General features: G+C 48.7%; 19 protein-coding genes. 13 read left to right on the plus strand and 6 right to left on the minus strand.

The annotated features are described in order from the left end of the window. Positions 1–235 precede the first annotated feature (235 nt). Complete coding sequence (gene purU, locus OGY13_RS11605; RefSeq protein WP_048224038.1) at positions 236–1,078, minus strand: formyltetrahydrofolate deformylase; 843 nt, start codon at positions 1,076–1,078, stop codon at positions 236–238. 55 nt (positions 1,079–1,133) lie between these two features. Beyond that, entirely contained in the window at positions 1,134–1,589 is a 456-nt protein-coding gene (locus OGY13_RS11610; RefSeq protein WP_008784957.1) for a YchJ family protein, read from the minus strand. Between the two features lie 111 nt (positions 1,590–1,700). Here OGY13_RS11610 and rssA point away from each other — a divergent pair, with 111 nt between their 5' ends. From rssA to galU, 3 genes are all read left to right on the plus strand, one after another. Continuing rightward, positions 1,701–2,612 carry a patatin-like phospholipase RssA gene (gene rssA / locus OGY13_RS11615; RefSeq protein WP_008784956.1) on the plus strand — a complete coding sequence of 304 codons (912 nt, stop codon included), beginning with the start codon at positions 1,701–1,703 and terminating at the stop codon, positions 2,610–2,612. A gap of 90 nt (positions 2,613–2,702) precedes the next feature. Then, positions 2,703–3,716 carry a two-component system response regulator RssB gene (gene rssB, locus OGY13_RS11620; protein WP_032943688.1) on the plus strand — a complete coding sequence of 338 codons (1,014 nt, stop codon included), beginning with the start codon at positions 2,703–2,705 and terminating at the stop codon, positions 3,714–3,716. A gap of 204 nt (positions 3,717–3,920) precedes the next feature. After that, on the plus strand, positions 3,921–4,829 hold the full coding sequence (galU, locus tag OGY13_RS11625; RefSeq protein WP_003020727.1) for a UTP--glucose-1-phosphate uridylyltransferase GalU: 909 nt from the start codon (positions 3,921–3,923) through the stop codon (positions 4,827–4,829). A 137-nt stretch (positions 4,830–4,966) separates the two neighbouring features. On the opposite strand, the gene hns is transcribed toward galU, so the two are convergent. Continuing rightward, complete coding sequence (gene hns, locus OGY13_RS11630) at positions 4,967–5,380, minus strand: histone-like nucleoid-structuring protein H-NS (RefSeq protein WP_003020723.1); 414 nt, start codon at positions 5,378–5,380, stop codon at positions 4,967–4,969. Positions 5,381–5,990: 610 nt separating this feature from the next. Between hns and tdk the strand changes: the two genes are divergently transcribed. Next, positions 5,991–6,608 (plus strand): thymidine kinase, encoded by a 618-nt coding sequence (gene tdk / locus OGY13_RS11635; protein ID WP_008784954.1) that lies wholly within the window; start codon positions 5,991–5,993, stop codon positions 6,606–6,608. 237 nt (positions 6,609–6,845) lie between these two features. On the opposite strand, the gene adhE is transcribed toward tdk, so the two are convergent. Continuing rightward, positions 6,846–9,524: a bifunctional acetaldehyde-CoA/alcohol dehydrogenase gene (gene adhE / locus OGY13_RS11640; protein WP_008784953.1), complete on the minus strand. Its 2,679-nt coding sequence runs from the start codon at positions 9,522–9,524 to the stop codon at positions 6,846–6,848. Positions 9,525–10,010: 486 nt separating this feature from the next. Between adhE and ychE the strand changes: the two genes are divergently transcribed. The 7 genes from ychE to OGY13_RS11675 all read left to right on the plus strand — a co-directional run bounded on the left by ychE (position 10,011) and on the right by OGY13_RS11675 (position 18,045). Further along, a complete protein-coding gene (gene ychE, locus OGY13_RS11645; RefSeq protein ID WP_003020714.1) occupies positions 10,011–10,658 on the plus strand; it encodes an NAAT family transporter YchE in 648 nt (215 codons plus the stop codon). Positions 10,659–11,429: 771 nt separating this feature from the next. Then, on the plus strand, positions 11,430–13,061 hold the full coding sequence (oppA, locus tag OGY13_RS11650; RefSeq protein WP_213752334.1) for an oligopeptide ABC transporter substrate-binding protein OppA: 1,632 nt from the start codon (positions 11,430–11,432) through the stop codon (positions 13,059–13,061). 232 nt (positions 13,062–13,293) lie between these two features. Beyond that, positions 13,294–14,214, plus strand: coding sequence for an oligopeptide ABC transporter permease OppB (gene oppB, locus OGY13_RS11655; RefSeq protein WP_003020708.1), 921 nt, complete (start codon positions 13,294–13,296; stop codon positions 14,212–14,214). 14 nt (positions 14,215–14,228) lie between these two features. Next, positions 14,229–15,137: an oligopeptide ABC transporter permease OppC gene (gene oppC, locus OGY13_RS11660; protein WP_003020701.1), complete on the plus strand. Its 909-nt coding sequence runs from the start codon at positions 14,229–14,231 to the stop codon at positions 15,135–15,137. Between the two features lie 11 nt (positions 15,138–15,148). Beyond that, entirely contained in the window at positions 15,149–16,162 is a 1,014-nt protein-coding gene (oppD, locus tag OGY13_RS11665) for a murein tripeptide/oligopeptide ABC transporter ATP-binding protein OppD (RefSeq protein WP_003833364.1), read from the plus strand. After that, entirely contained in the window at positions 16,159–17,163 is a 1,005-nt protein-coding gene (gene oppF, locus OGY13_RS11670) for a murein tripeptide/oligopeptide ABC transporter ATP-binding protein OppF (protein ID WP_213752333.1), read from the plus strand. The genes oppD and oppF overlap by 4 nt, the downstream gene beginning before the upstream one ends. Positions 17,164–17,208: 45 nt before the next feature. Next, positions 17,209–18,045, plus strand: a complete 837-nt coding sequence (locus OGY13_RS11675) for an ion transporter (protein ID WP_008784948.1) — start codon at positions 17,209–17,211, stop codon at positions 18,043–18,045. Between the two features lie 37 nt (positions 18,046–18,082). On the opposite strand, the gene OGY13_RS11680 is transcribed toward OGY13_RS11675, so the two are convergent. After that, positions 18,083–18,412 (minus strand): HI1450 family dsDNA-mimic protein, encoded by a 330-nt coding sequence (locus tag OGY13_RS11680; RefSeq protein WP_003020691.1) that lies wholly within the window; start codon positions 18,410–18,412, stop codon positions 18,083–18,085. A gap of 34 nt (positions 18,413–18,446) precedes the next feature. Further along, complete coding sequence (gene cls / locus OGY13_RS11685) at positions 18,447–19,907, minus strand: cardiolipin synthase (RefSeq protein ID WP_003020687.1); 1,461 nt, start codon at positions 19,905–19,907, stop codon at positions 18,447–18,449. Between the two features lie 142 nt (positions 19,908–20,049). Here cls and OGY13_RS11690 point away from each other — a divergent pair, with 142 nt between their 5' ends. Continuing rightward, positions 20,050–20,223, plus strand: coding sequence for a YciY family protein (locus tag OGY13_RS11690; protein WP_122984013.1), 174 nt, complete (start codon positions 20,050–20,052; stop codon positions 20,221–20,223). A 236-nt stretch (positions 20,224–20,459) separates the two neighbouring features. Continuing rightward, the gene (locus tag OGY13_RS11695; protein ID WP_048216256.1) at positions 20,460–21,074 is read left to right on the plus strand and encodes a serine acetyltransferase; all 615 of its coding nucleotides are present in this window, start codon (positions 20,460–20,462) and stop codon (positions 21,072–21,074) included. The last annotated feature ends 75 nt before the right edge of the window (positions 21,075–21,149 follow it).

Here is a 21,149-nt window from a genome sequence, read left to right on the forward strand (position 1 = left end):
TGGGGGAAGGATTCGAACCTTCGAAGTCGATGACGGCAGATTTACAGTCTGCTCCCTTTGGCCGCTCGGGAACCCCACCACGGGGTAATGCTAATTACTGGCCTGCTTCCGTTGGAAGCGGGGCGCATCATATCAAATGATGCGCCCCTGTAAAGCATTCCGTTGATAAAAAAGAACTGGTTGCCTGATTTTTACACGTAAAGATGTAAAGGTAACCAATTAACTTATCAATCGATTACAGAATAATCGTTCGGTTACCGTAAACAAAGACGCGTTGAGCCAGAACCTGATACAGCGCACGGCTTAATACATTTTTTTCAACGTCGCGACCCGCGCGCATCATATCTTCGGCGGTGTAGGTGTGATCAACATGGATCACGTCCTGCATAATGATTGGGCCTTCATCGAGGTTATCATTCACGTAGTGGGCCGTTGCGCCGATAATCTTCACGCCGCGTTCATAAGCTTGATGGTATGGACGAGCACCAATGAATGCTGGCAGGAATGAATGGTGAATATTGATAATCTTATTCGGGAAGCGTGAAACAAATGTCGGGGTCAGAACGCGCATGTATTTAGCCAGCACGACATAGTCCGGCTGGTGGGCGTCGATAGCATCAGCCATTTTCTCATCATGTTCGTCACGTGTTAAACCTTCATGGCTCACCAGCTCAAACGGAATATCAAACCGTTCAACCAGAGGACGCAAGGTCTCGTGATTGCCGATCACCGCGGCGATTTCAACATCCAGCCCGCCGTAATTGGCCTTCATTAATAAATCGCCCAGGCAATGCGCTTCCTTGGTGACCAAAATGACGATGCGGCGGCGGCCTGCTGGGGTTAATTCACGAATCGAGCCTTCAGGTAAGGCGCTGTCCAGATCGGCAAGCAGCGTGACGTCGTTAAAAATGCCCTCCAGTTCGGTGCGCATAAAAAAGCGTCCGGTACGGTGGTCCACAAACTCATTGTTCTGCACGATGTTCAGTTCATGCTTGTAACAGATATTCGTTATGCGCGCGATCAGACCTTTTTGGTCCGGGCAAATAGTACGCAGCACTTTTCGTTGTAATGAATGCATTTGCAGCGGTGATCCTGTTGAGAATGTTTGCAAAATTGATACTGTCGGGCGTTGATTAGCCGCAGCACTTTTTAAATTTTTTACCTGAGCCACAAGGGCAGGTATCGTTTCGTCCAATTTGAGGGCGTGTACCGTCAATATAGTACCACTGACCGTTTTCTTTTAAAAAACGAGAGCGCTCGATAATTGCACCTGTTTTACCTTGTTCAGAAAACCGTGCGACAAAACTGACATAGCCGATATTTTCTGTGTCTGCCGTTTCTTGTTCAAAAACGGTCAGTCCAAGCCATTCGGTATGAGTAAATCCTGCGATAATGTCGTCGCGAAACTCGGCCGCATGACAATCCGGATGCCAGGTTCTGATAAGGTAATCTGCGTCTTTCATCACAAAAGCACAGTAACGAGAACGCATGAGGTGTGACGGCGTAGGTGCTACTTGCGCGCCGGACACATAACGGTAGCAACATAGGCTATACTCGACAGCGCTACCACAGGGACAAAGCTGAGACACAAAGTACTCCCTGGAATATAAAAACGGCGTAAAAACGCCAGAGTGGCACTATGTTAACTGAGCGGTAGCGATGTTGCTACGTCTGCAAGCCAGGGGAAGTTTGTACGTATAATGAGAAAAATAAAAATTGGGCTGGCGCTAGGTTCCGGCGCGGCGCGAGGTTGGTCGCATATTGGCGTTATTAAAGCCCTTAAGCATATGGGTATTGATGTTGATATCGTGGCAGGGTGCTCCATCGGTTCGTTGGTTGGCGCTGCCTACGCCTGCAATAAGCTGCCTGCTCTCGAAAAGTGGGTCTGTTCTTTCAGCTATTGGGATGTTTTACGGTTGATGGATCTCTCGTGGCGCAGGGGAGGTTTACTGCGCGGTGAACGGGTATTCAATCAGTACCGTAATGTGATGCCGGTAGAAGCAATTGAGCAATGTACTCGCCGTTTTGCAACAGTGGCCACCAATCTGAGTACGGGTCGGGAACTTTGGTTCACCGAAGGTGATTTACATCTGGCTGTCCGGGCCTCCTGCAGTATTCCTGGCCTGATGTCACCTGTTGCGCACAATGGTTACTGGCTGGTCGATGGTGCGGTGGTGAATCCTGTCCCTGTCTCCCTGACTCGCGCGTTGGGGGCCGATATTGTTATAGCGGTCGACCTGCAACACGATGCGCATCTCATGCAACAAGATTTACTCTCCTTCAACGTCAATAGCGATGCCGAATCGGGTGATGATGCTGACGAACTCTCATGGCATGCCCGTCTGAAAGAACGCTTGAGCAACATTACGGCCAGGCGTGCAGTAACTGCGCCTACGGCGATGGAGATCATGACGACGTCTATTCAGGTTCTGGAAAACCGACTGAAACGTAACCGCATGGCCGGTGACCCTCCAGACATTCTGATTCAGCCGTTTTGTCCACAAATATCCACGCTGGATTTTCACCGCGCCAGTGCGGCAATTGCTGCCGGGCAGTTAGCGGTCGAGAAGAAAATGGATGAGCTTCTACCCCTAGTGAAAACCAACGTCTAACGCATTTTTTATCAACACTTAAGCTAATTCTGACAGGCGTGAGTGGCAATAGCATGCCACTATTTATTAAAGCCAGTCAGGGGGGAGAATATGACGCAGCCATTGGTCGGAAAACAGATTCTTATCGTTGAGGATGAGCCGGTATTTCGCTCACTCATGGACTCATGGTTTTCCTCTTTGGGAGCGACAACGGCGGTAGCTGGTGACGGACTTGAAGCACTGGACTTGCTTGGGCATTTTAAACCCGACCTGATGATCTGCGACCTGGCTATGCCAAGAATGAACGGTCTCAAACTGGTTGAGTATTTACGCAATCGTGGCGATCAGACCCCGATACTGGTGATTTCTGCGACGGAAAACATGTCCGACATAGCCAAAGCGCTACGACTCGGTGTGGATGACGTCCTGTTGAAGCCGGTGAAAGACCTTAATCGCTTGCGAGAAACCGTCTTTGCCTGTCTTTATCCCAATATGTTTAATTCACGTGTGGAAGAAGAAGAGCGGCTATTTCGCGACTGGGATGCGATGGTGGACGATCCTGCCGCCGCCGCGAAGCTGCTAAAAGAATTACAGCCTCCAGTGTCGCAAGTGATTTCGCACTGTCGCATTAACTATCGGCAATTGGTGGCAGCCGACCAACCGGGGCTGGTGCTGGATATTGCGCCGCTGTCGGATCATGACCTTGCATTCTATTGCCTTGATGTGACGCGGGCAGGGGATAATGGCGTGCTGGCTGCATTATTACTGCGAGCGCTATTTAATGGTTTACTGCAGGAGCAACTGACACAACAAAATCAACGGTTGCCAGAGCTAGGTACGTTATTGAAACAGGTAAATCATCTGTTGCGGCAAGCCAATTTACCAGGGCAGTTTCCCTTGCTGGTGGGGTATTACCACAGCGGATTAAAAAATCTGATTCTGGTATCGGCAGGGCTGAATGCGACATTAAATACAGGTTCCCACCAAGTGCAAATCAGCAATGGCGTTCCGCTGGGTACCTTAGGTAATACGTATCTTAATCAGCTGAGCCAACATTGTGAGTCATGGCAATGCCAAATTTGGGGGGCGGGAGGTCGCCTGCGCTTGATGTTGTCTGCAGAATGAACAATTGAGAGGCGTGTAAATGAAATTGGTTCACCCTCCTCATGCTGTGAGTGCTACTATCAGCGCCAGTTTTATTCGTATTTATCTTAATTATACCGACGCGCGTCCTTTTCAGACCAGAATCTTGTCGCTGTACTGATATACTCGGATGCGATACAGAATGATGAACACGTTCAATACATGAACAGTCCAGGAGAGTTTTAAATGGCTGCCCTTAATTCAAAAGTCAAAAAAGCCGTTATCCCGGTTGCGGGATTAGGAACCAGGATGTTACCGGCTACGAAAGCAATCCCGAAAGAGATGCTACCGTTGGTTGATAAGCCATTAATTCAGTACGTCGTAAACGAATGTATTGCTGCGGGCATCACTGAAATTGTACTTGTAACTCACTCGTCTAAAAATTCCATTGAAAACCACTTTGATACCAGCTTTGAACTTGAAGCGATGCTGGAAAAACGTGTAAAACGCCAGCTGCTGGAAGAAGTGCAATCTATTTGTCCGCCACATGTGACTATTATGCAGGTGCGTCAGGGGCTGGCTAAAGGTCTGGGCCACGCGGTATTGTGCGCGCACCCTGTGGTTGGCGATGAACCGGTAGCTGTAATCCTGCCGGACGTAATTCTTGATGAATACGAATCTGATTTATCCCGCGACAACCTTGCCGAAATGATTCATCGTTTTGATGAAACAGGTAGCAGCCAGATTATGGTTGAACCGGTAGAAGATGTTACGGCTTATGGTGTTGTTGATTGTAAAGGCGTTGAATTATCCCCGGGCGAAAGCGTTCCGATGGTTGGCGTGGTTGAAAAACCAAAAGCTGATGTTGCGCCTTCTAATCTGGCCGTTGTGGGTCGTTACGTTCTTAGTGCCGATATCTGGCCTCTGCTGGCTAAAACCCCTCCGGGAGCGGGTGATGAAATTCAGCTGACAGATGCTATCGATATGCTGATTGAAAAAGAGACGGTTGAAGCTTATCACATGAAGGGCAAAAGCCATGACTGTGGTAATAAACTGGGCTATATGCAGGCGTTCGTTGAATATGGTATTCGCCATAATACTCTCGGCGCCGAATTTAAAGCCTGGCTGGAAGACGAGATGGGTATTAAGAAGTAACCTTCTGGTATTATCTGGTCAGAACGGCGCTGTATTAACAGCGCCGTTTTTTTTATACCTAATCCGGGTAGGGTTGAACGAAGTACCGGTAAAAAAAATCCCGCCAGTGGCGGGATTTTAAGCAAACTATTTCTGAATTATTCCTTGATCAGGAAATCGTCCAGTTGTTTACCTTGTTCTTCCATCGCTTTTTTGATCACTGCCGGTGTACGACCCTGGCCAGTCCAGGTTTTAGTTTCACCGTTTTCGTCAACATAGCTATATTTAGCCGGACGTGCAGCGCGTTTAGCTTTGGTGCCAGATTTAACAGCAGCCATGCTATTCAGCAATTCGTTCGGATCAATGCCGTCAGCGATCAGCATTTCACGATATTGTTGCAGTTTACGAGTACGTTCTTCAACTTCAGCAGCAGCAGCGCTTTCTTCTTCGCGACGCTCGCTAACTACAACTTCTAATTTTTCCAGCATTTCTTCAAGCGTTTCCAGAGTGCATTCTCTTGCCTGCGCACGAAGAGTACGGATGTTGTTCAGAATTTTAAGTGCTTCGCTCATTGTAGTAATCTCAAACTTATATTGGGGTGGTTTGTTGAGCTAATAATAGAGCGATAAATTCAGTTGTGCAATAGCCAGGAATGTAAGGAATTCAAAATTGCGCTTTATTTAGTATCAGAATTAATTCTCCTGTCTTAAATTCCCCATGATGTTGGGCATAAAAAAGGCTTATTGGCGAGGGGGCTTCTCAGCGGCTGAGAGTAAAAATTCAAGATTCAGGTCACATTTTATGGTGTACAAATAGTATCTCTTTGCAGTGATTTCAACCTTTTGTATTAGTTTTGCTTACGTGAATTCGCTAATACATGGCGATAGTGGGTAGATTCAATAACAATATGGGAAGGGTTTCTTTATTGCCGTATGATGATAAGTGACATTGATAAATTTCATGAGCACTATTTGTGAAAGAGTGTGTATATACGCGTCCGAGCACAGGCTGTTTGGTCGATGGTTGTATGCTCTCTCACTATCCGTTACTTAAATTCAGGCGGCACTGTGCGAGCTTGCCCGCTCATTTATACGCCTTTGCGACCAACGCTACACCGACATGTTCGTGAAATATGATACAATCCAGCCCATATTTATTTCCCCGGGTGAGGGCCTTCGGTCAATGGCACAACTATATTTTTACTATTCTGCAATGAACGCAGGTAAGTCGACTGCATTGTTGCAATCTTCGTACAATTATCAGGAACGTGGGATGCGTGCCGTTGTATATACAGCGGAAATTGATGACCGTTTTGGTGCTGGAAAAGTAAGTTCGCGTATAGGTCTGTCGTCACCTGCAAAATTGTTTAACCAAAATTCATCATTGTTCGAAGAGATTCGCGCCGAGAATGCGCAGCAAAGAATTCACTGTGTACTGGTCGATGAGTCTCAGTTTCTGACCCGACAACAGGTTTATGAATTATCTGAAGTTGTCGATCAACTGGATATTCCTGTTTTGTGTTACGGCTTACGCACTGATTTTCGTGGTGAGTTATTTGGTGGCAGCGAATACCTGCTTGCGTGGTCAGATAAACTGGTTGAATTAAAGACCATTTGTTTCTGTGGCCGTAAGGCCAGCATGGTATTACGCCTTGATCAGGCTGGAAGACCTTATAACGAGGGCGAGCAGGTGGTTATCGGCGGGAATGAACGCTATGTGTCGGTATGTCGTAAACACTACAAACAAGCGCAGTCTGAGGGCTCTCTGACGGCGATACAAGAACGACACAGCCACGATTAACCCTGTACGCTTCTGAGCGCTTTTAAACAAAGGGTAGGCCGGAACCTTCGTCAATGTTCTCTACCCTGTCAGACTCTCTTCTGACGGCTAGTCTCACATCTTCCTGATTACATCTCTTACACTGCCATTCTATTCACATGGTTAAATTGTGTATTCCCCGATTTTCATAACACAAGACGAAAAAAAACGGCCCCAATTGGGACCGTTTATGATGAAACTAAAACTTATCTGAGCAAATTAAGCGGATTTCTTCGCTTTCTTTTCTGCTTTCGGTGCAGCTACTGCTTCAGTCTTAGCGGCGGTCTGACCTTCGCTATACTCACGACCGTAGTAGGTATCCAGCAGGATCTGTTTCAGTTCAGAAATCAGCGGGTAACGTGGGTTAGCACCAGTACACTGGTCGTCAAACGCATCTTCAGACAGTTTGTCCACGTGTGCCAGGAAGTCAGCTTCCTGAACGCCAGCTTCACGGATAGACTTAGGAATACCCAGTTCAGCTTTGATTTCTTCCAGCCAGCCCAGCAGTTTCTGGATTTTCGCGGCAGTACGGTCACCCGGTGCGCTCAGACCCAGATGGTCTGCGATTTCAGCGTAGCGACGGCGTGCCTGCGGACGGTCGTACTGGCTGAATGCAGTCTGTTTAGTCGGGTTGTCGTTCGCGTTATAACGAATAACGTTGCTGATCAGCAGGGCGTTCGCCAGACCGTGAGGAATGTGGAACTGAGAGCCCAGTTTGTGCGCCATTGAGTGACATACACCCAGGAAGGCGTTAGCAAACGCGATACCGGCGATAGTTGCTGCACTGTGTACACGCTCACGCGCTACCGGGTTCTTAGAACCTTCATGGTAAGACGCTGGCAGGTTTTCTTTCAGCAATTTCAACGCTTGCAGAGCCTGACCGTCAGAGAACTCAGACGCCAGTACTGAAACGTAAGCTTCCAGAGCGTGAGTGACCGCATCCAGACCACCGAACGCACACAGTGACTTCGGCATATCCATAACCAGGTTGGCGTCAACAATCGCCATATCCGGAGTCAGCGCATAGTCTGCCAGCGGGTATTTCTGCCCAGTTGCATCGTCGGTAACGACCGCAAACGGAGTCACTTCAGAACCGGTACCGGAAGTGGTGGTAACTGCAACCATCTTCGCTTTTACGCCCATTTTCGGGAACTTGTAGATACGTTTACGGATGTCCATAAAGCGCAGTGCCAGTTCTTCGAAGTGAGTTTCCGGGTGCTCGTACATAACCCACATGATTTTCGCGGCGTCCATCGGGGAACCACCACCCAGTGCGATGATTACGTCTGGTTTGAAGGAGTTAGCCAGCTCAGCACCTTTGCGAACAACGGTCAGAGTCGGATCAGCTTCAACTTCAAAGAACACTTCGGTTTCAACGCCAGCAGCTTTCAGAACGGAGGTGATCTGGTCTGCATAACCGTTGTTGAACAGGAAGCGGTCGGTCACGATCAGCGCACGTTTGTGACCATCGGTAATCACTTCATCCAGTGCGATTGGCAGAGAGCCACGACGGAAGTAGATAGATTTCGGAAGTTTGTGCCACAACATGTTTTCAGCTCGCTTAGCAACGGTTTTCTTGTTGATCAGGTGCTTAGGACCAACGTTTTCAGAGATGGAGTTACCACCCCAGGAACCACAACCCAGAGTCAGGGAAGGTGCGAGTTTGAAGTTGTACAGGTCACCGATACCACCCTGAGAAGCAGGGGTGTTGATCAGGATTCGTGCGGTTTTCATCATCTGCCCGAAGTAAGCAACACGCTCTGGCTGGTTGTCCTGGTCAGTGTACAGGCAAGAGGTATGACCGATACCGCCCATTGCAACCAGTTTTTCAGCTTTGATAACTGCGTCTTCGAAGTCCTTCGCACGGTACATTGCCAGCGTCGGAGACAGTTTCTCGTGAGCAAACGGTTCGCTTTCGTCAACAACCTTCACTTCACCGATCAGGATCTTGGTGGTTTCTGGTACGGAGAAGCCTGCCAGTTCAGCAATCTTGTATGCCGGCTGACCAACGATAGCTGCGTTCAGCGCGCCATTTTTCAGGATAACGTCCTGAACTGCTTTCAACTCTTTGCCCTGCAGCATGTAGCCGCCGTGAGTCGCAAAACGCTCACGTACTGCATCATATACGGAGTCAACCACGACGACAGACTGCTCAGAAGCACAGATTACGCCGTTATCGAAGGTTTTAGACATCAGAACAGATGCAACAGCACGTTTGATATCAGCGGTTTCGTCGATAACAACAGGGGTGTTACCTGCGCCTACGCCGATAGCCGGTTTACCGGAGCTGTATGCCGCTTTAACCATGCCTGGACCACCGGTCGCAAGGATCAGGTTGATGTCCGGGTGGTGCATCAACGCGTTAGACAGTTCAACGGAAGGTTGATCGATCCAGCCGATCAGATCTTTCGGTGCGCCAGCAGCGATTGCTGCTTGCAGAACGATGTCAGCTGCTTTGTTAGTTGCATCTTTTGCGCGCGGATGCGGAGAGAAGATGATGGCGTTACGGGTCTTCAGGCTGATCAGTGATTTGAAGATTGCAGTCGAGGTAGGGTTAGTGGTTGGAACGATACCGCAGATGATACCAATCGGTTCAGCAATGGTAATGGTACCAAAAGTGTCGTCTTCAGACAGCACACCACAGGTTTTTTCATCTTTGTAAGCGTTGTAAATGTATTCAGAAGCGAAGTGGTTTTTAATCACTTTATCTTCGACAATACCCATGCCGGATTCGGCAACGGCCATTTTCGCGAGAGGAATTCGAGCGTCTGCGGCAGCCAGAGCGGCGGCACGGAAGATTTTGTCAACCTGTTCTTGAGTGAAACTGGCATATTCACGCTGGGCTTTTTTTACGCGCTCTACAAGTGCGTTAAGTTCAGCGACATTAGTAACAGCCATGATGCTCTCCTGATAATGTTAAACTTTTTTAGTAAATCATCTGCTCGATACGAGAGTATAGACAGACCGACGAAAATTTGTGTAATGGTTTGAAAATCAAACGGTTAATTAACGTCCACTTTACTTTGATTTACTAAAAGAGCTTATACGCTAGCGCCTGTTAACTCTAACGCGTTACCTCCAGGTGGCGTAAGCAAGATTACTCACTTCTGAGTAGTAATTGCGTGATCTGGATCAAAAATTCGCAAAGCTGACACCTTTCAGCAGGCCCTTTTAGCGTTTCTCGTTAAGTGTTAATAAATTGACGTAATGAATGCTAATAACATTAGCATATTTAATACATATTAATAACACTGAGTATTGGTAGCGTATTTACATTGATATACGAAGATAGAAGGTGAAGTATGCTGACAAAAGGCGTATCTTCAGCGCGGATTTTATCAATTTTATGACTCATTTTATCCGGCTAACGCTTCGGAGCTAACCGTGATCCAAACGCTATTTGATTTTCCTGTCTATTTTAAATTTTTCATTGGGTTATTTGCGTTGGTCAACCCGGTAGGGATCATCCCCGTCTTTATCAGTATGACCAGCTATCAAACTGCCGCAGCACGAAACAAAACCAACCTCACGGCAAACCTTTCGGTCGCAATCATCCTGTGGACTTCGCTGTTTCTTGGTGATGGTATCCTGCAACTATTCGGCATCTCAATTGACTCGTTCAGGATCGCTGGCGGTATTCTGGTTGTGACTATCGCGATGTCAATGATTAGCGGAAAACTAGGGGAAGATAAACAAAACAAACAGGAAAAATCAGAAACCGCAATCCGTGAAAGTATCGGCGTTGTACCGTTGGCACTGCCGTTGATGGCGGGACCGGGTGCGATAAGCTCAACTATTGTCTGGGGTACGCGATATCATAGTGCGATTAACCTGTTTGGCTTTTTTGTAGCGATTGCGTTGTTTGCCCTGTGCTGCTGGGGGCTGTTCCGCATGGCACCATGGTTAGTGCGCCTGTTGGGCCAAACCGGTATCAACGTCATTACGCGTATTATGGGGCTGCTGTTAATGGCTTTGGGTATCGAATTTATCGTTACAGGCATCAAATCCATTTTCCCTGGTTTGCTGGCCTGAAACCTCTCTTCTGTGCAAACGGAGTCGTGTCCGGCTCCGTTTCATTTCATTATCAGTAAAACTTCTCACTAAAGTTGAAAATCAGCAGAGCAATAATAAAAAATGCTGATGATTAACTCTCCTGTTAGCCATTGATTCTAAAGATATAACACGTCCCAGTACGCCCGGCGAAGACCGATACTGCTGTTATTTTATTAACATCATACTCTGGGGCTTGCTGAAGGATTATCGAAATGTTATTAGTTATTTCAGCCTTTATTTCAGATGAATGTGCTAATTAATAACCAATTGTTAAATTTATGTGCATTTTGACATGGCGTTGACTTAGGAAAGGATGGTTAACACCATGGTCGACATAATGCATTGATTTTTGTGAACTTCCCATAATAAATCTTCATTCGTAAGACTTTTTAAGTGAGATTTATTTCCAATAAAAGAGAATTGGTTAACAAATTTGTAAAATGTATTGGCGGTTAAGAAACGCATTTGATACTTTCCGGCCAGGTATTATGCAGAAGAATTCACGTTGATGAGAATCATTTGCAGTTAGTTTCTCTCAACAGGGTAATAGCGTGTTTCCGGCAGGGGAGGCACGTAGAGAATCGACGCAAGGCGGTCATACGAATCGCCAGAATAAATAAAGTCGGTGATAGCAAGCAGTAAAACAATAAACCACCTGACGGCAGAAAATCTCCGGTGCCGTACAGGGATCCTAACAGGATTAACAGTCTGGTTAAAAAACCAGCCATAATAATGAGGGAGTACAACACAATGACTAACATCACTAAAAAAAGTTTAGTAGCTGCGGGGATCTTAACTGCGCTAGTCGCAGGAAATGTTGCCACGGCGGCAGTAGTGCCAGCGGGTGTGCAGCTTGCTGAAAAGCAGACTCTGGTGCGTAATAACGGTTCGGAAGTGCAATCACTCGATCCCCATAAAATCGAAGGTGTACCTGAATCCAACATTAACCGTGACCTGTTTGAAGGTTTATTAATCAGTGATGTCGATGGCAAACCATCGCCTGGCGTGGCTGAAAAATGGGAAAATAAAGATTTTAAAGTCTGGACATTCCATCTGCGTAAAGATGCTAAGTGGTCTGACGGCACGTCTGTTACCGCGCAAGATTTCGTGTATAGCTGGCAACGTTTGGCAAATCCAAATACTGCATCACCGTATGCCAGTTATTTGCAGTACGGTCATATTGTCAACATTGATGATATTATCGCCGGTAAAAAACCGGTCACCGATCTGGGCGTAAAAGCTCTCGACGATCATACTTTTGAAGTTACCCTCAGCGAACCAGTTCCTTATTTCTACAAACTGCTTGTGCACTCTTCCGTTTCACCGGTTCCCAGAGCGGCTGTTGAAAAATTTGGCGAGAAGTGGACCCAGCCCGCTAACATCGTTACTAACGGTGCGTATAAACTGAAAGACTGGGTTGTAAACGAGCGCATTGTGCTTGAGCGTAATACCAACTATTGGGACAACGCCAAAACGGTTATTAACCAGGTAACCTACCTGCCTATTTCTTCTGAAGTGACTGACGTTAACCGCTATCGCAGCGGTGAAATCGACATGACCTATAACAACATGCCGATTGAGTTATTCCAGAAACTGAAAAAAGAGATCCCGAACGAAGTCCACGTTGACCCGTATCTGTGCACCTATTATTACGAAATCAACAACCAGAAAGCACCGTTCAACGATGTTCGTGTTCGTACCGCCCTGAAGCTGGCGTTGGATCGTGACATTATCGTCAATAAAGTGAAAAACCAGGGTGACCTGCCAGCATATAGCTTTACTCCTCCATACACCGATGGTGCGAAACTGGTTGAGCCAGAGTGGTTCAAGTGGTCTCAGGAAAAACGTAATGAAGAAGCGAAGAAACTGCTGGCTGAGGCCGGATATACCGCTGAGAAACCGCTGACCTTTGATCTGCTGTATAACACCTCAGACCTGCATAAGAAGTTGGCTATTGCCGCGGCATCTATCTGGAAGAAAAATCTGGGTGCTAATGTGAAGCTGGAAAACCAGGAATGGAAAACGTTCCTCGATACGCGCCATCAGGGCAACTATGATGTTTCACGTGCGGGCTGGTGTGCGGACTATAACGAACCGACGTCCTTCCTGAATATGGTGCTGTCCGACAGCTCCAATAATACCGTCCACTATAAGAGCCCGGCATTTGATAAGCTGATTGCGGATACGCTGAAAGTGACGGATGAAGCGCAGCGCAGCGAACTGTATTCGAAAGCGGAACAGCAGCTGGATAAAGATTCTGCGATTGTACCGGTTTATTACTATGTTAACGCCCGCCTGGTGAAACCATGGGTTGGCGGATACTCCGGTAAAGACCCGATGGATAATATCCACGTTAAAGACTTGTATATTATCAAGCATTAATGGCAAGACGTGGGGCAATCATATTGCCCCACAGTGTCTTTTTCTTCGAACTATATATACCTCTTTAGACAAAGAGAGGTATACCCTAAATAATTCACGTTGCAGGAAGGCGGCAACCCAGCGAATCGCCAGGAGCTTACTTAAGTAAGTGACTGGCGTGAGCGAGCAAAGCCAACGCACTTGCAGCTTGAAGTATGACGGGTATAAAGGCACACGCCAGAAGGTACGGGCAATGTTAAAATTTATATTACGTCGCTGTCTGGAAGCGATTCCGACGCTGTTTATTCTTATTACGATTTCATTCTTTATGATGCGCCTTGCGCCGGGTAGCCCATTCACCGGGGAACGCGCATTGCCGCCAGAAGTGCTGGCTAATATTGAAGCGAAATATCATCTCAACGATCCCATCTCGACGCAGTACTTCAGCTATCTGAAACAGCTGGCGCACGGCGATTTTGGACCATCCTTTAAATATAAAGACTACACGGTTAACGACCTCGTTGCCTCGAGCTTCCCGGTTTCTGCGAAGCTGGGTGCGGCAGCCTTTATTCTGGCGGTGCTCGTCGGTGTTAGCGCCGGAGTGATAGCCGCGCTGAAGCAAAATACACGTTGGGACTATACGGTGATGGGGGTGGCAATGACCGGGGTGGTTATCCCCAGTTTCGTGGTCGCTCCCTTATTGGTCATGATATTTGCCATAACCTTGAAATGGCTACCCGGCGGGGGCTGGAACGGCGGGGCGCTGAAATTTATGATCCTGCCGATGGTAGCCTTGTCACTGGCCTACATCGCCAGTATCGCCCGTATTACTCGCGGTTCGATGATTGAAGTACTGCACTCTAACTTTATTCGTACCGCACGCGCTAAAGGGCTGCCGATGCGGCGGATTATTTTCCGCCATGCGTTGAAACCTGCGCTGTTGCCAGTGTTGTCCTATATGGGACCGGCATTTGTCGGCATTATCACCGGTTCGATGGTTATTGAAACCATTTATGGTTTGCCGGGTATTGGCCAGTTGTTCGTCAATGGGGCGTTAAACCGCGACTATTCGCTGGTTCTTAGTTTGACCATACTGGTGGGTACGCTGACCATCGTGTTTAACGCGATTGTCGATGTGCTGTATGCCGTTATCGACCCGAAAATTCGTTACTGATACTGGAGCTCGCTATGATGTTAAGTAAGAAAAACAGCGAGGCGCTGGAGAATTTCAGTGAAAAGCTGGAGGTCGAAGGCCGCAGCCTGTGGCAGGACGCGCGTCGACGCTTTATGCATAACCGCGCGGCGGTAGCAAGCCTGGTGGTGCTGGTAATTATTGCGCTGTTCGTGACGCTGGCACCGATGCTGTCGCAGTTTACCTACTTCGATACCGACTGGGGCATGATGTCCAGCGCGCCGGATACGGAATCAGGCCACTATTTCGGTACTGACTCTTCGGGACGAGACCTGTTGGTGCGCGTGGCAATTGGCGGGCGCATTTCGCTGATGGTCGGCATTGCGGCGGCGTTAGTCGCGGTGGTTGTTGGTACGCTGTACGGTTCTCTGTCGGGCTATCTCGGCGGTAAAATCGACTCGGTGATGATGCGTCTGCTGGAAATCCTCAACTCCTTCCCGTTCATGTTCTTCGTGATCCTGCTGGTCACCTTCTTTGGGCAAAATATCCTGCTGATTTTTGTCGCTATCGGGATGGTCTCCTGGCTGGATATGGCGCGTATCGTGCGTGGACAAACGCTGAGTCTCAAGCGCAAAGAGTTTATTGAAGCGGCGCAAGTGGGTGGGGTGTCTACCGTGCGTATCGTTATCCGCCATATTGTGCCGAACGTGCTGGGTGTGGTGGTGGTTTACGCTTCATTGCTGGTGCCGAGCATGATCCTGTTTGAATCCTTCCTGAGCTTTTTGGGACTAGGTACGCAGGAGCCGTTAAGTAGCTGGGGCGCGCTGCTCAGTGATGGTGCCAACTCTATGGAAGTCTCACCATGGCTGCTGCTGTTCCCGGCTGGTTTCCTGGTGGTCACTTTGTTCTGTTTTAACTTTATTGGCGATGGCCTGCGTGATGCCCTCGACCCGAAAGACCGTTAAGGAGTGCAGCCATGAGCGTAATTGAAACCTCAACCGCGCCGCTCGCGCAACAACAGGCTAACGCACTGCTGAACGTAAAAGATCTGCGCGTGACGTTTGCTACCCCCGACGGCGATGTAACTGCGGTCAACGATTTAAACTTTTCTCTGCGAGCCGGAGAAACGCTGGGTATTGTCGGGGAATCCGGTTCGGGTAAATCGCAGACGGCCTTTGCCCTGATGGGGCTGCTGGCGGCGAATGGTCGTATCGGGGGCTCCGCAACGTTCAACGGGCGTGAAATTCTGAATTTACCGGAACGTGAGCTGAACAAACTGCGCGCCGAGCAAATCTCGATGATTTTCCAGGACCCGATGACGTCTCTCAACCCGTACATGCGGGTCGGGGAGCAGTTGATGGAAGTTCTGATGCTGCATAAAGGCATGAGCAAAGCGGAAGCCTTTGAAGAGTCGGTCAGAATGCTGGATGCGGTGAAAATGCCGGAAGCGCGTAAGCGTATGAAAATGTATCCTCATGAATTCTCCGGTGGTATGCGTCAGCGCGTAATGATCGCCATGGCGCTGCTGTGCAGGCCCAAATTACTGATTGCCGATGAACCAACCACTGCGCTCGATGTGACGGTACAGGCGCAAATTATGACGCTGCTGAATGAACTGAAAAGTGAATTCAACACCGCGATTATCATGATCACCCACGATTTGGGGGTTGTTGCCGGTATTTGCGATAAAGTCCTGGTGATGTATGCCGGACGTACTATGGAATACGGCAGTGCGCGGGATGTCTTTTATAAACCCGTTCATCCGTATTCGATTGGTTTGCTAAATGCCGTACCTCGTCTGGATGCCGAAGGGGAAGAGATGCTCACTATCCCTGGCAACCCACCGAACTTACTGCGTCTACCAAAAGGTTGTCCATTCCAGCCGCGTTGCCCGCATGCGATGGAAATCTGTAGCAGTGCTCCGCCACTGGAGGAATTTAGCCCAGGCCGTCTGCGTGCCTGCTTTAAGCCGGTGGAGGAACTGGTATGAATACGGTGACCGAACAACGTAAAGTGCTCCTTGAGATTGCCGACCTTAAAGTCCATTTCGATATTAAAGATGGCAAACAGTGGTTCTGGCAACCGTCTAAAACCCTGAAGGCGGTTGATGGCGTAACCCTGCGACTGTATGAGGGCGAAACCCTGGGCGTGGTCGGTGAATCAGGCTGCGGGAAATCGACCTTTGCCCGTGCGATTATCGGCCTGGTGAAGGCCACCGATGGAAAGGTTGCCTGGCTGGGTAAAGATTTACTGGGCATGAAACCCGATGAGTGGCGGGAAGTGCGCAGCGATATCCAGATGATTTTCCAGGATCCGCTGGCATCGTTAAACCCGCGCATGACCATTGGTGAAATCATTGCCGAACCGCTGCGAACTTATCATCCGAATCTTCCTGGTCAGGAAGTCCGCGACCGTGTGAAGGCGATGATGATGAAGGTTGGATTACTGCCCAACCTGATTAACCGCTACCCACATGAGTTTTCCGGTGGCCAGTGTCAGCGTATCGGTATTGCCCGCGCGCTGATCCTTGAACCAAAGTTGATTATCTGCGATGAACCGGTTTCGGCGCTGGATGTATCAATCCAGGCCCAGGTGGTTAATCTGCTGCAACAGCTTCAGCGCGAAATGGGATTATCGTTAATCTTCATTGCTCACGACCTCGCGGTGGTTAAACACATCTCCGACCGTGTGCTGGTTATGTATCTCGGACATGCGGTGGAATTAGGGACTTATGACGAGGTGTACCATAACCCGCTGCATCCTTATACCAAAGCGCTGATGTCTGCGGTGCCGATCCCCGATCCGGATCAGGAAAGGAACAAGGTTATCCAGTTGCTGGAAGGCGAGTTACCGTCCCCGATTAATCCTCCTTCCGGTTGCGTGTTCCGTACGCGCTGTCCGATTGCTGGACCGGAATGCGCAAAAACGCGCCCGGTTCTGGAAGGAAGTTTCCGACATGCAGTTTCCTGCCTGAAAATAGACCCGCTATAATCCTGAGGGCTGACAAAGGTCAGCCCTTTTTTTGGTGAGGTATCTGTGCCTGGTTTAGTCTCTTCTGTCCGCCGTGCGCTCTATCGCAAATTATTTGATTTAAATACCCGTTCAGGGCGTCGCTTTGAAGGTATGTGTGCGCTATTTGCCTTGCTCAGCGTTATCGTTATCTTCATTGAGTCCGGAGTAGGGACGCAATACCATTTAACCTTTGAGGAATGGCGCGTTTTTGTCTGGCTGGAGATCTTTATTACTCTGGTCTTCACCCTCGAATATCTTCTGCGCTTATGTTGCTGGGCCAACCCCGCTAAATATGTGTTCAGCTTCTGGGGGATAATTGACCTTGCCACCATTCTGCCGCTGTATGTGATGTGGCTATGGCCGGAAATCAGTCTGAGCTATGTTTTCGCCTGGCGAGCGATGCGTGTCCTGCGCGTCCTGCGTATTCTCAAGCTGCTGCGCTTTATGCCTTCTCTGCGGGTGTTCTGGAATGCGTTAAAAAGCGCCCGACATCAGCTGATGCTGTTCTATTCCTTTATTGCCATTCTGATGGTGGTTTTTGGCGCGATGATGTATCTGATTGAAGGGCCAAAATATGGGTTTACTACGCTGAATGCGTCGGTGTATTGGGCGATTGTTACTGTAACCACCGTCGGCTATGGCGATATCACGCCACACACACCATTGGGGCGCATGGTGGCGTCTGTGCTTATCCTGATTGGTTACTCGGTGATTGCGATACCGACGGGATTGATTACCACGCACATGAGCAGTGCGTTCCAGCAGCGCGGGCACCAACGAAAATGTCCCCAGTGCCAGCAGGCGCAGCACGAAAATAGTGCGCAATTTTGTAACCGCTGTGGAAGTAAACTGCCGGGTTAAAAATGAAAAAAGCTGCGAGAGCAGCTTTTTTGTTTGATTATTCGCGCCAGAGAATATGGCAGAGCTTATGATCTTTTTCGCGACATAATAAAACGCGCGCGAAAATATCGTTAATCTCGCCGTCTTCTGTATCTGCCAGACCAATCACCACCTCGGCAAAGAAGTCAGGGTTCAGGTCAAAATCAACATGCTCCTGCCAGTCTTCCGCCGGATCGAACAACTCGGCACCGCCACGCTCTTCAAACTGCAAATTGAACAGAATGATGTCGGCTGGATCCAGATTGTCCGCAGCCAGTTCGAGAAAAATGTCGTAAGCCTGCTCAAGCGTTTCGTCTTCGGTCAGGCGATTGTTCAAATCCATATCCATAATGACTACCTGTTTACTGTCTGATGGGCACGTTTTACAGCAACGGACTAAAGAAGTAAAACAGTCGCTCTGCTATCCGCTGCCAGAGTGGTCGTTTTACCCACAAACGGGCATCAAGCAGGCGGGAACGCGAAATATAATCATCCTGCACTGCCGCGAGATCGCCACCGAATCCGGCATCATCAATGACCAGCGTGATTTCAAAATTGAGCCACAGACTGCGCATATCCAGGTTAACCGTACCGACCAGGCTCAGCTCGCCATCGACCAGTACGCTCTTGGTGTGCAGCAAGCCACCTTCGAACTGATAAATTTTAACGCCAGCCGCCAGCAGCTCGGTGAAAAAGGCCCGGCTTGCCCAGCCAACCAGCAGGGAGTCATTTTTACGTGGAAGAATGATACTGACGTCAACCCCACGCTGCGCCGCCGTGCAGATCGCGTGCAACAGGTCGTCGCTGGGGACGAAGTAGGGGGTGGTCATAATTAAATATTCACGCGCTGAATAAGCAGCGGTTAGCAGCGCCTGATGAATCAAATCTTCAGGGAAACCAGGACCCGAGGCGATAGTGTGAATGGTGTGGCCGCTGGCCTGCTCAAACGGCATGATATTGACGTCCGGTGGCGGAGGCAAAATGCGCTTTCCGGTCTCAATTTCCCAGTCGCAGGAATAGACAATGCCCATAGCAGTGGCGACAGGACCTTCCATTCTCGCCATTAAATCAACCCATTGCCCGACGCCCGCATCTTGTTTGAAGAAACGCGGGTCGACCATGTTCATGCTGCCGGTATAAGCAATGTAGTTATCGATCATGATCATTTTGCGGTGCTGACGCAGGTCCATACGGCGTAAAAATACACGCATCAGGTTCACCTTCAGCGCTTCTACAACCTCGATACCTGCGTTACGCATCATCGCCGCCCAAGGGCTGCGGAAGAACGCCACGCTGCCGGCGGAGTCCAACATCAGGCGACAGTGAATGCCACGCCTCGCGGCAGCCATTAACGACTCGGCTACCTGATCGGCCATACCGCCTGGCTGCCATATGTAGAACACCATTTCGATGTTGTGGCGCGCCAGTTGAATATCACGGATCAGCGCCTGCATCACGTCATCTGAACTGGTGAGCAACTGCAGCTGGTTTCCCTTTACGCCGGCTATTCCCTGACGACGCTCGCACAGTTTAAACAATGAAGAGGCGACGCTGCTGTTTTCCTGGGCAAAAATATGCTTGCAGGCCTTGAGGTCGTTCAGCCATTTGGCGGTTGAAGGCCACATCGCCCGGGCGCGTTCGGCACGTCGCTTACCCAGGTGAAGTTCACCAAAAGACAGATAAGCAATAATTCCTACCAATGGCAGAATGTAGATGATCAACAGCCAGGCCATTGCGGAGGGCACTGCGCGTCGCTTCATCAGAATGCGTAACGTTACGCCAGCAATGAGTACCCAGTAACCCAGAATGACCAGCCAACTCACCACGGTGTAGAAGGTTGTCATAAATTTAAAAATCCTTTTGAAAGCGTATTGTTAAGAGTTTACGCATCAGGATTAATCTGGCAAATAAAAACACGGGAAAACCACTGGTCTGCATTCGGTCTGGCGTTATAATGGCCGCTCAGTGACTGGAAGAGTAGTTAACATGAAGCGTAGTAGAACGGAAGTGGGACGCTGGCGGATGCTGCGTCAGGCTAGCCGCCGTAAAGCACGTTGGCTTGAAGGACAATCGCGTCGTAATATGCGTATCCATACCATCAGGAAGTGCGTTCTCAACCACCAACGTAACTCGTTGTTGTTTGCGATCCACAGCATCTGATCCCAAAAGGGCACCGCTGGCGGTGCCCAATGTCTGTTTTCCCGTATTGATTCTTAAATACTTTCCTGGCTGCCATTATTGTTTTGGTCCAGGTAAGAGATAGCCATTTCATTATTTATATTATTGTCATCTTTCAGGTGCCGTATCTACTCGAAAAAAAGAATGCTGGTGACAAGAAAATATGTTTTTATTTCAGTGAGAACTGATACATTTTAACGATTAAACAATGAGACAGTATGATGGCATTCGACAAAATTAAAGCCGATACCCACCGTGAATTTGGTTATTTCTCATGGAGTAAACTAATAATTGGTACAGTAATTAGCAGAACATTCCGTATCATTGTGATGATGCGTTTATGCCAATACTGTGCGGTTTCGCGCACACCGCTGCGTATCATGCTCTATCCATTTAAGATCTTGCATCGGTGTGCTGCTCACATGGGCTCGATGGATTTTCCATCGAGCACGCAGGTTGGTGCCGGGTTGGCTATCACTCATGGCTGGGGGATAGTGATATCGCCGAGTGCAAGGATTGGAAAGAACGTTACCTTATTTCATGGTGTAACCATCGGTCAGCGAGATACTATTCGGGGAGCAGGAACCCGCATCACGGGTTACCCCATTATTGAGGATGAAGTTTGGATTGGTCCAAATGCTGTCATCGTCGGCGGGGTCATCATTGGACAAGGGAGTAAAATTGCTGCCGGGGCGTTTGTGACCGAAAGTATCCCGCCTTTTTCTGTCGTTGTTGGTAATCCTGGCGTGATTGTTAAAACCGGGTGCATCCCAGACGTAATGAATAAAGCACCGTTGTTTCAAGAAAGAACTGTTGAAAAAACGGCAGCGTAAATTTCTCGCTGATTATACTTTTATTTTTATTATCAATACGATGATTCTACATTCTGGGGCTAGTGGTTCATAATA

The organism is Citrobacter sp. Cpo045, assembly GCF_030332875.1.
Taxonomy (GTDB): domain Bacteria; phylum Pseudomonadota; class Gammaproteobacteria; order Enterobacterales; family Enterobacteriaceae; genus Citrobacter; species Citrobacter portucalensis.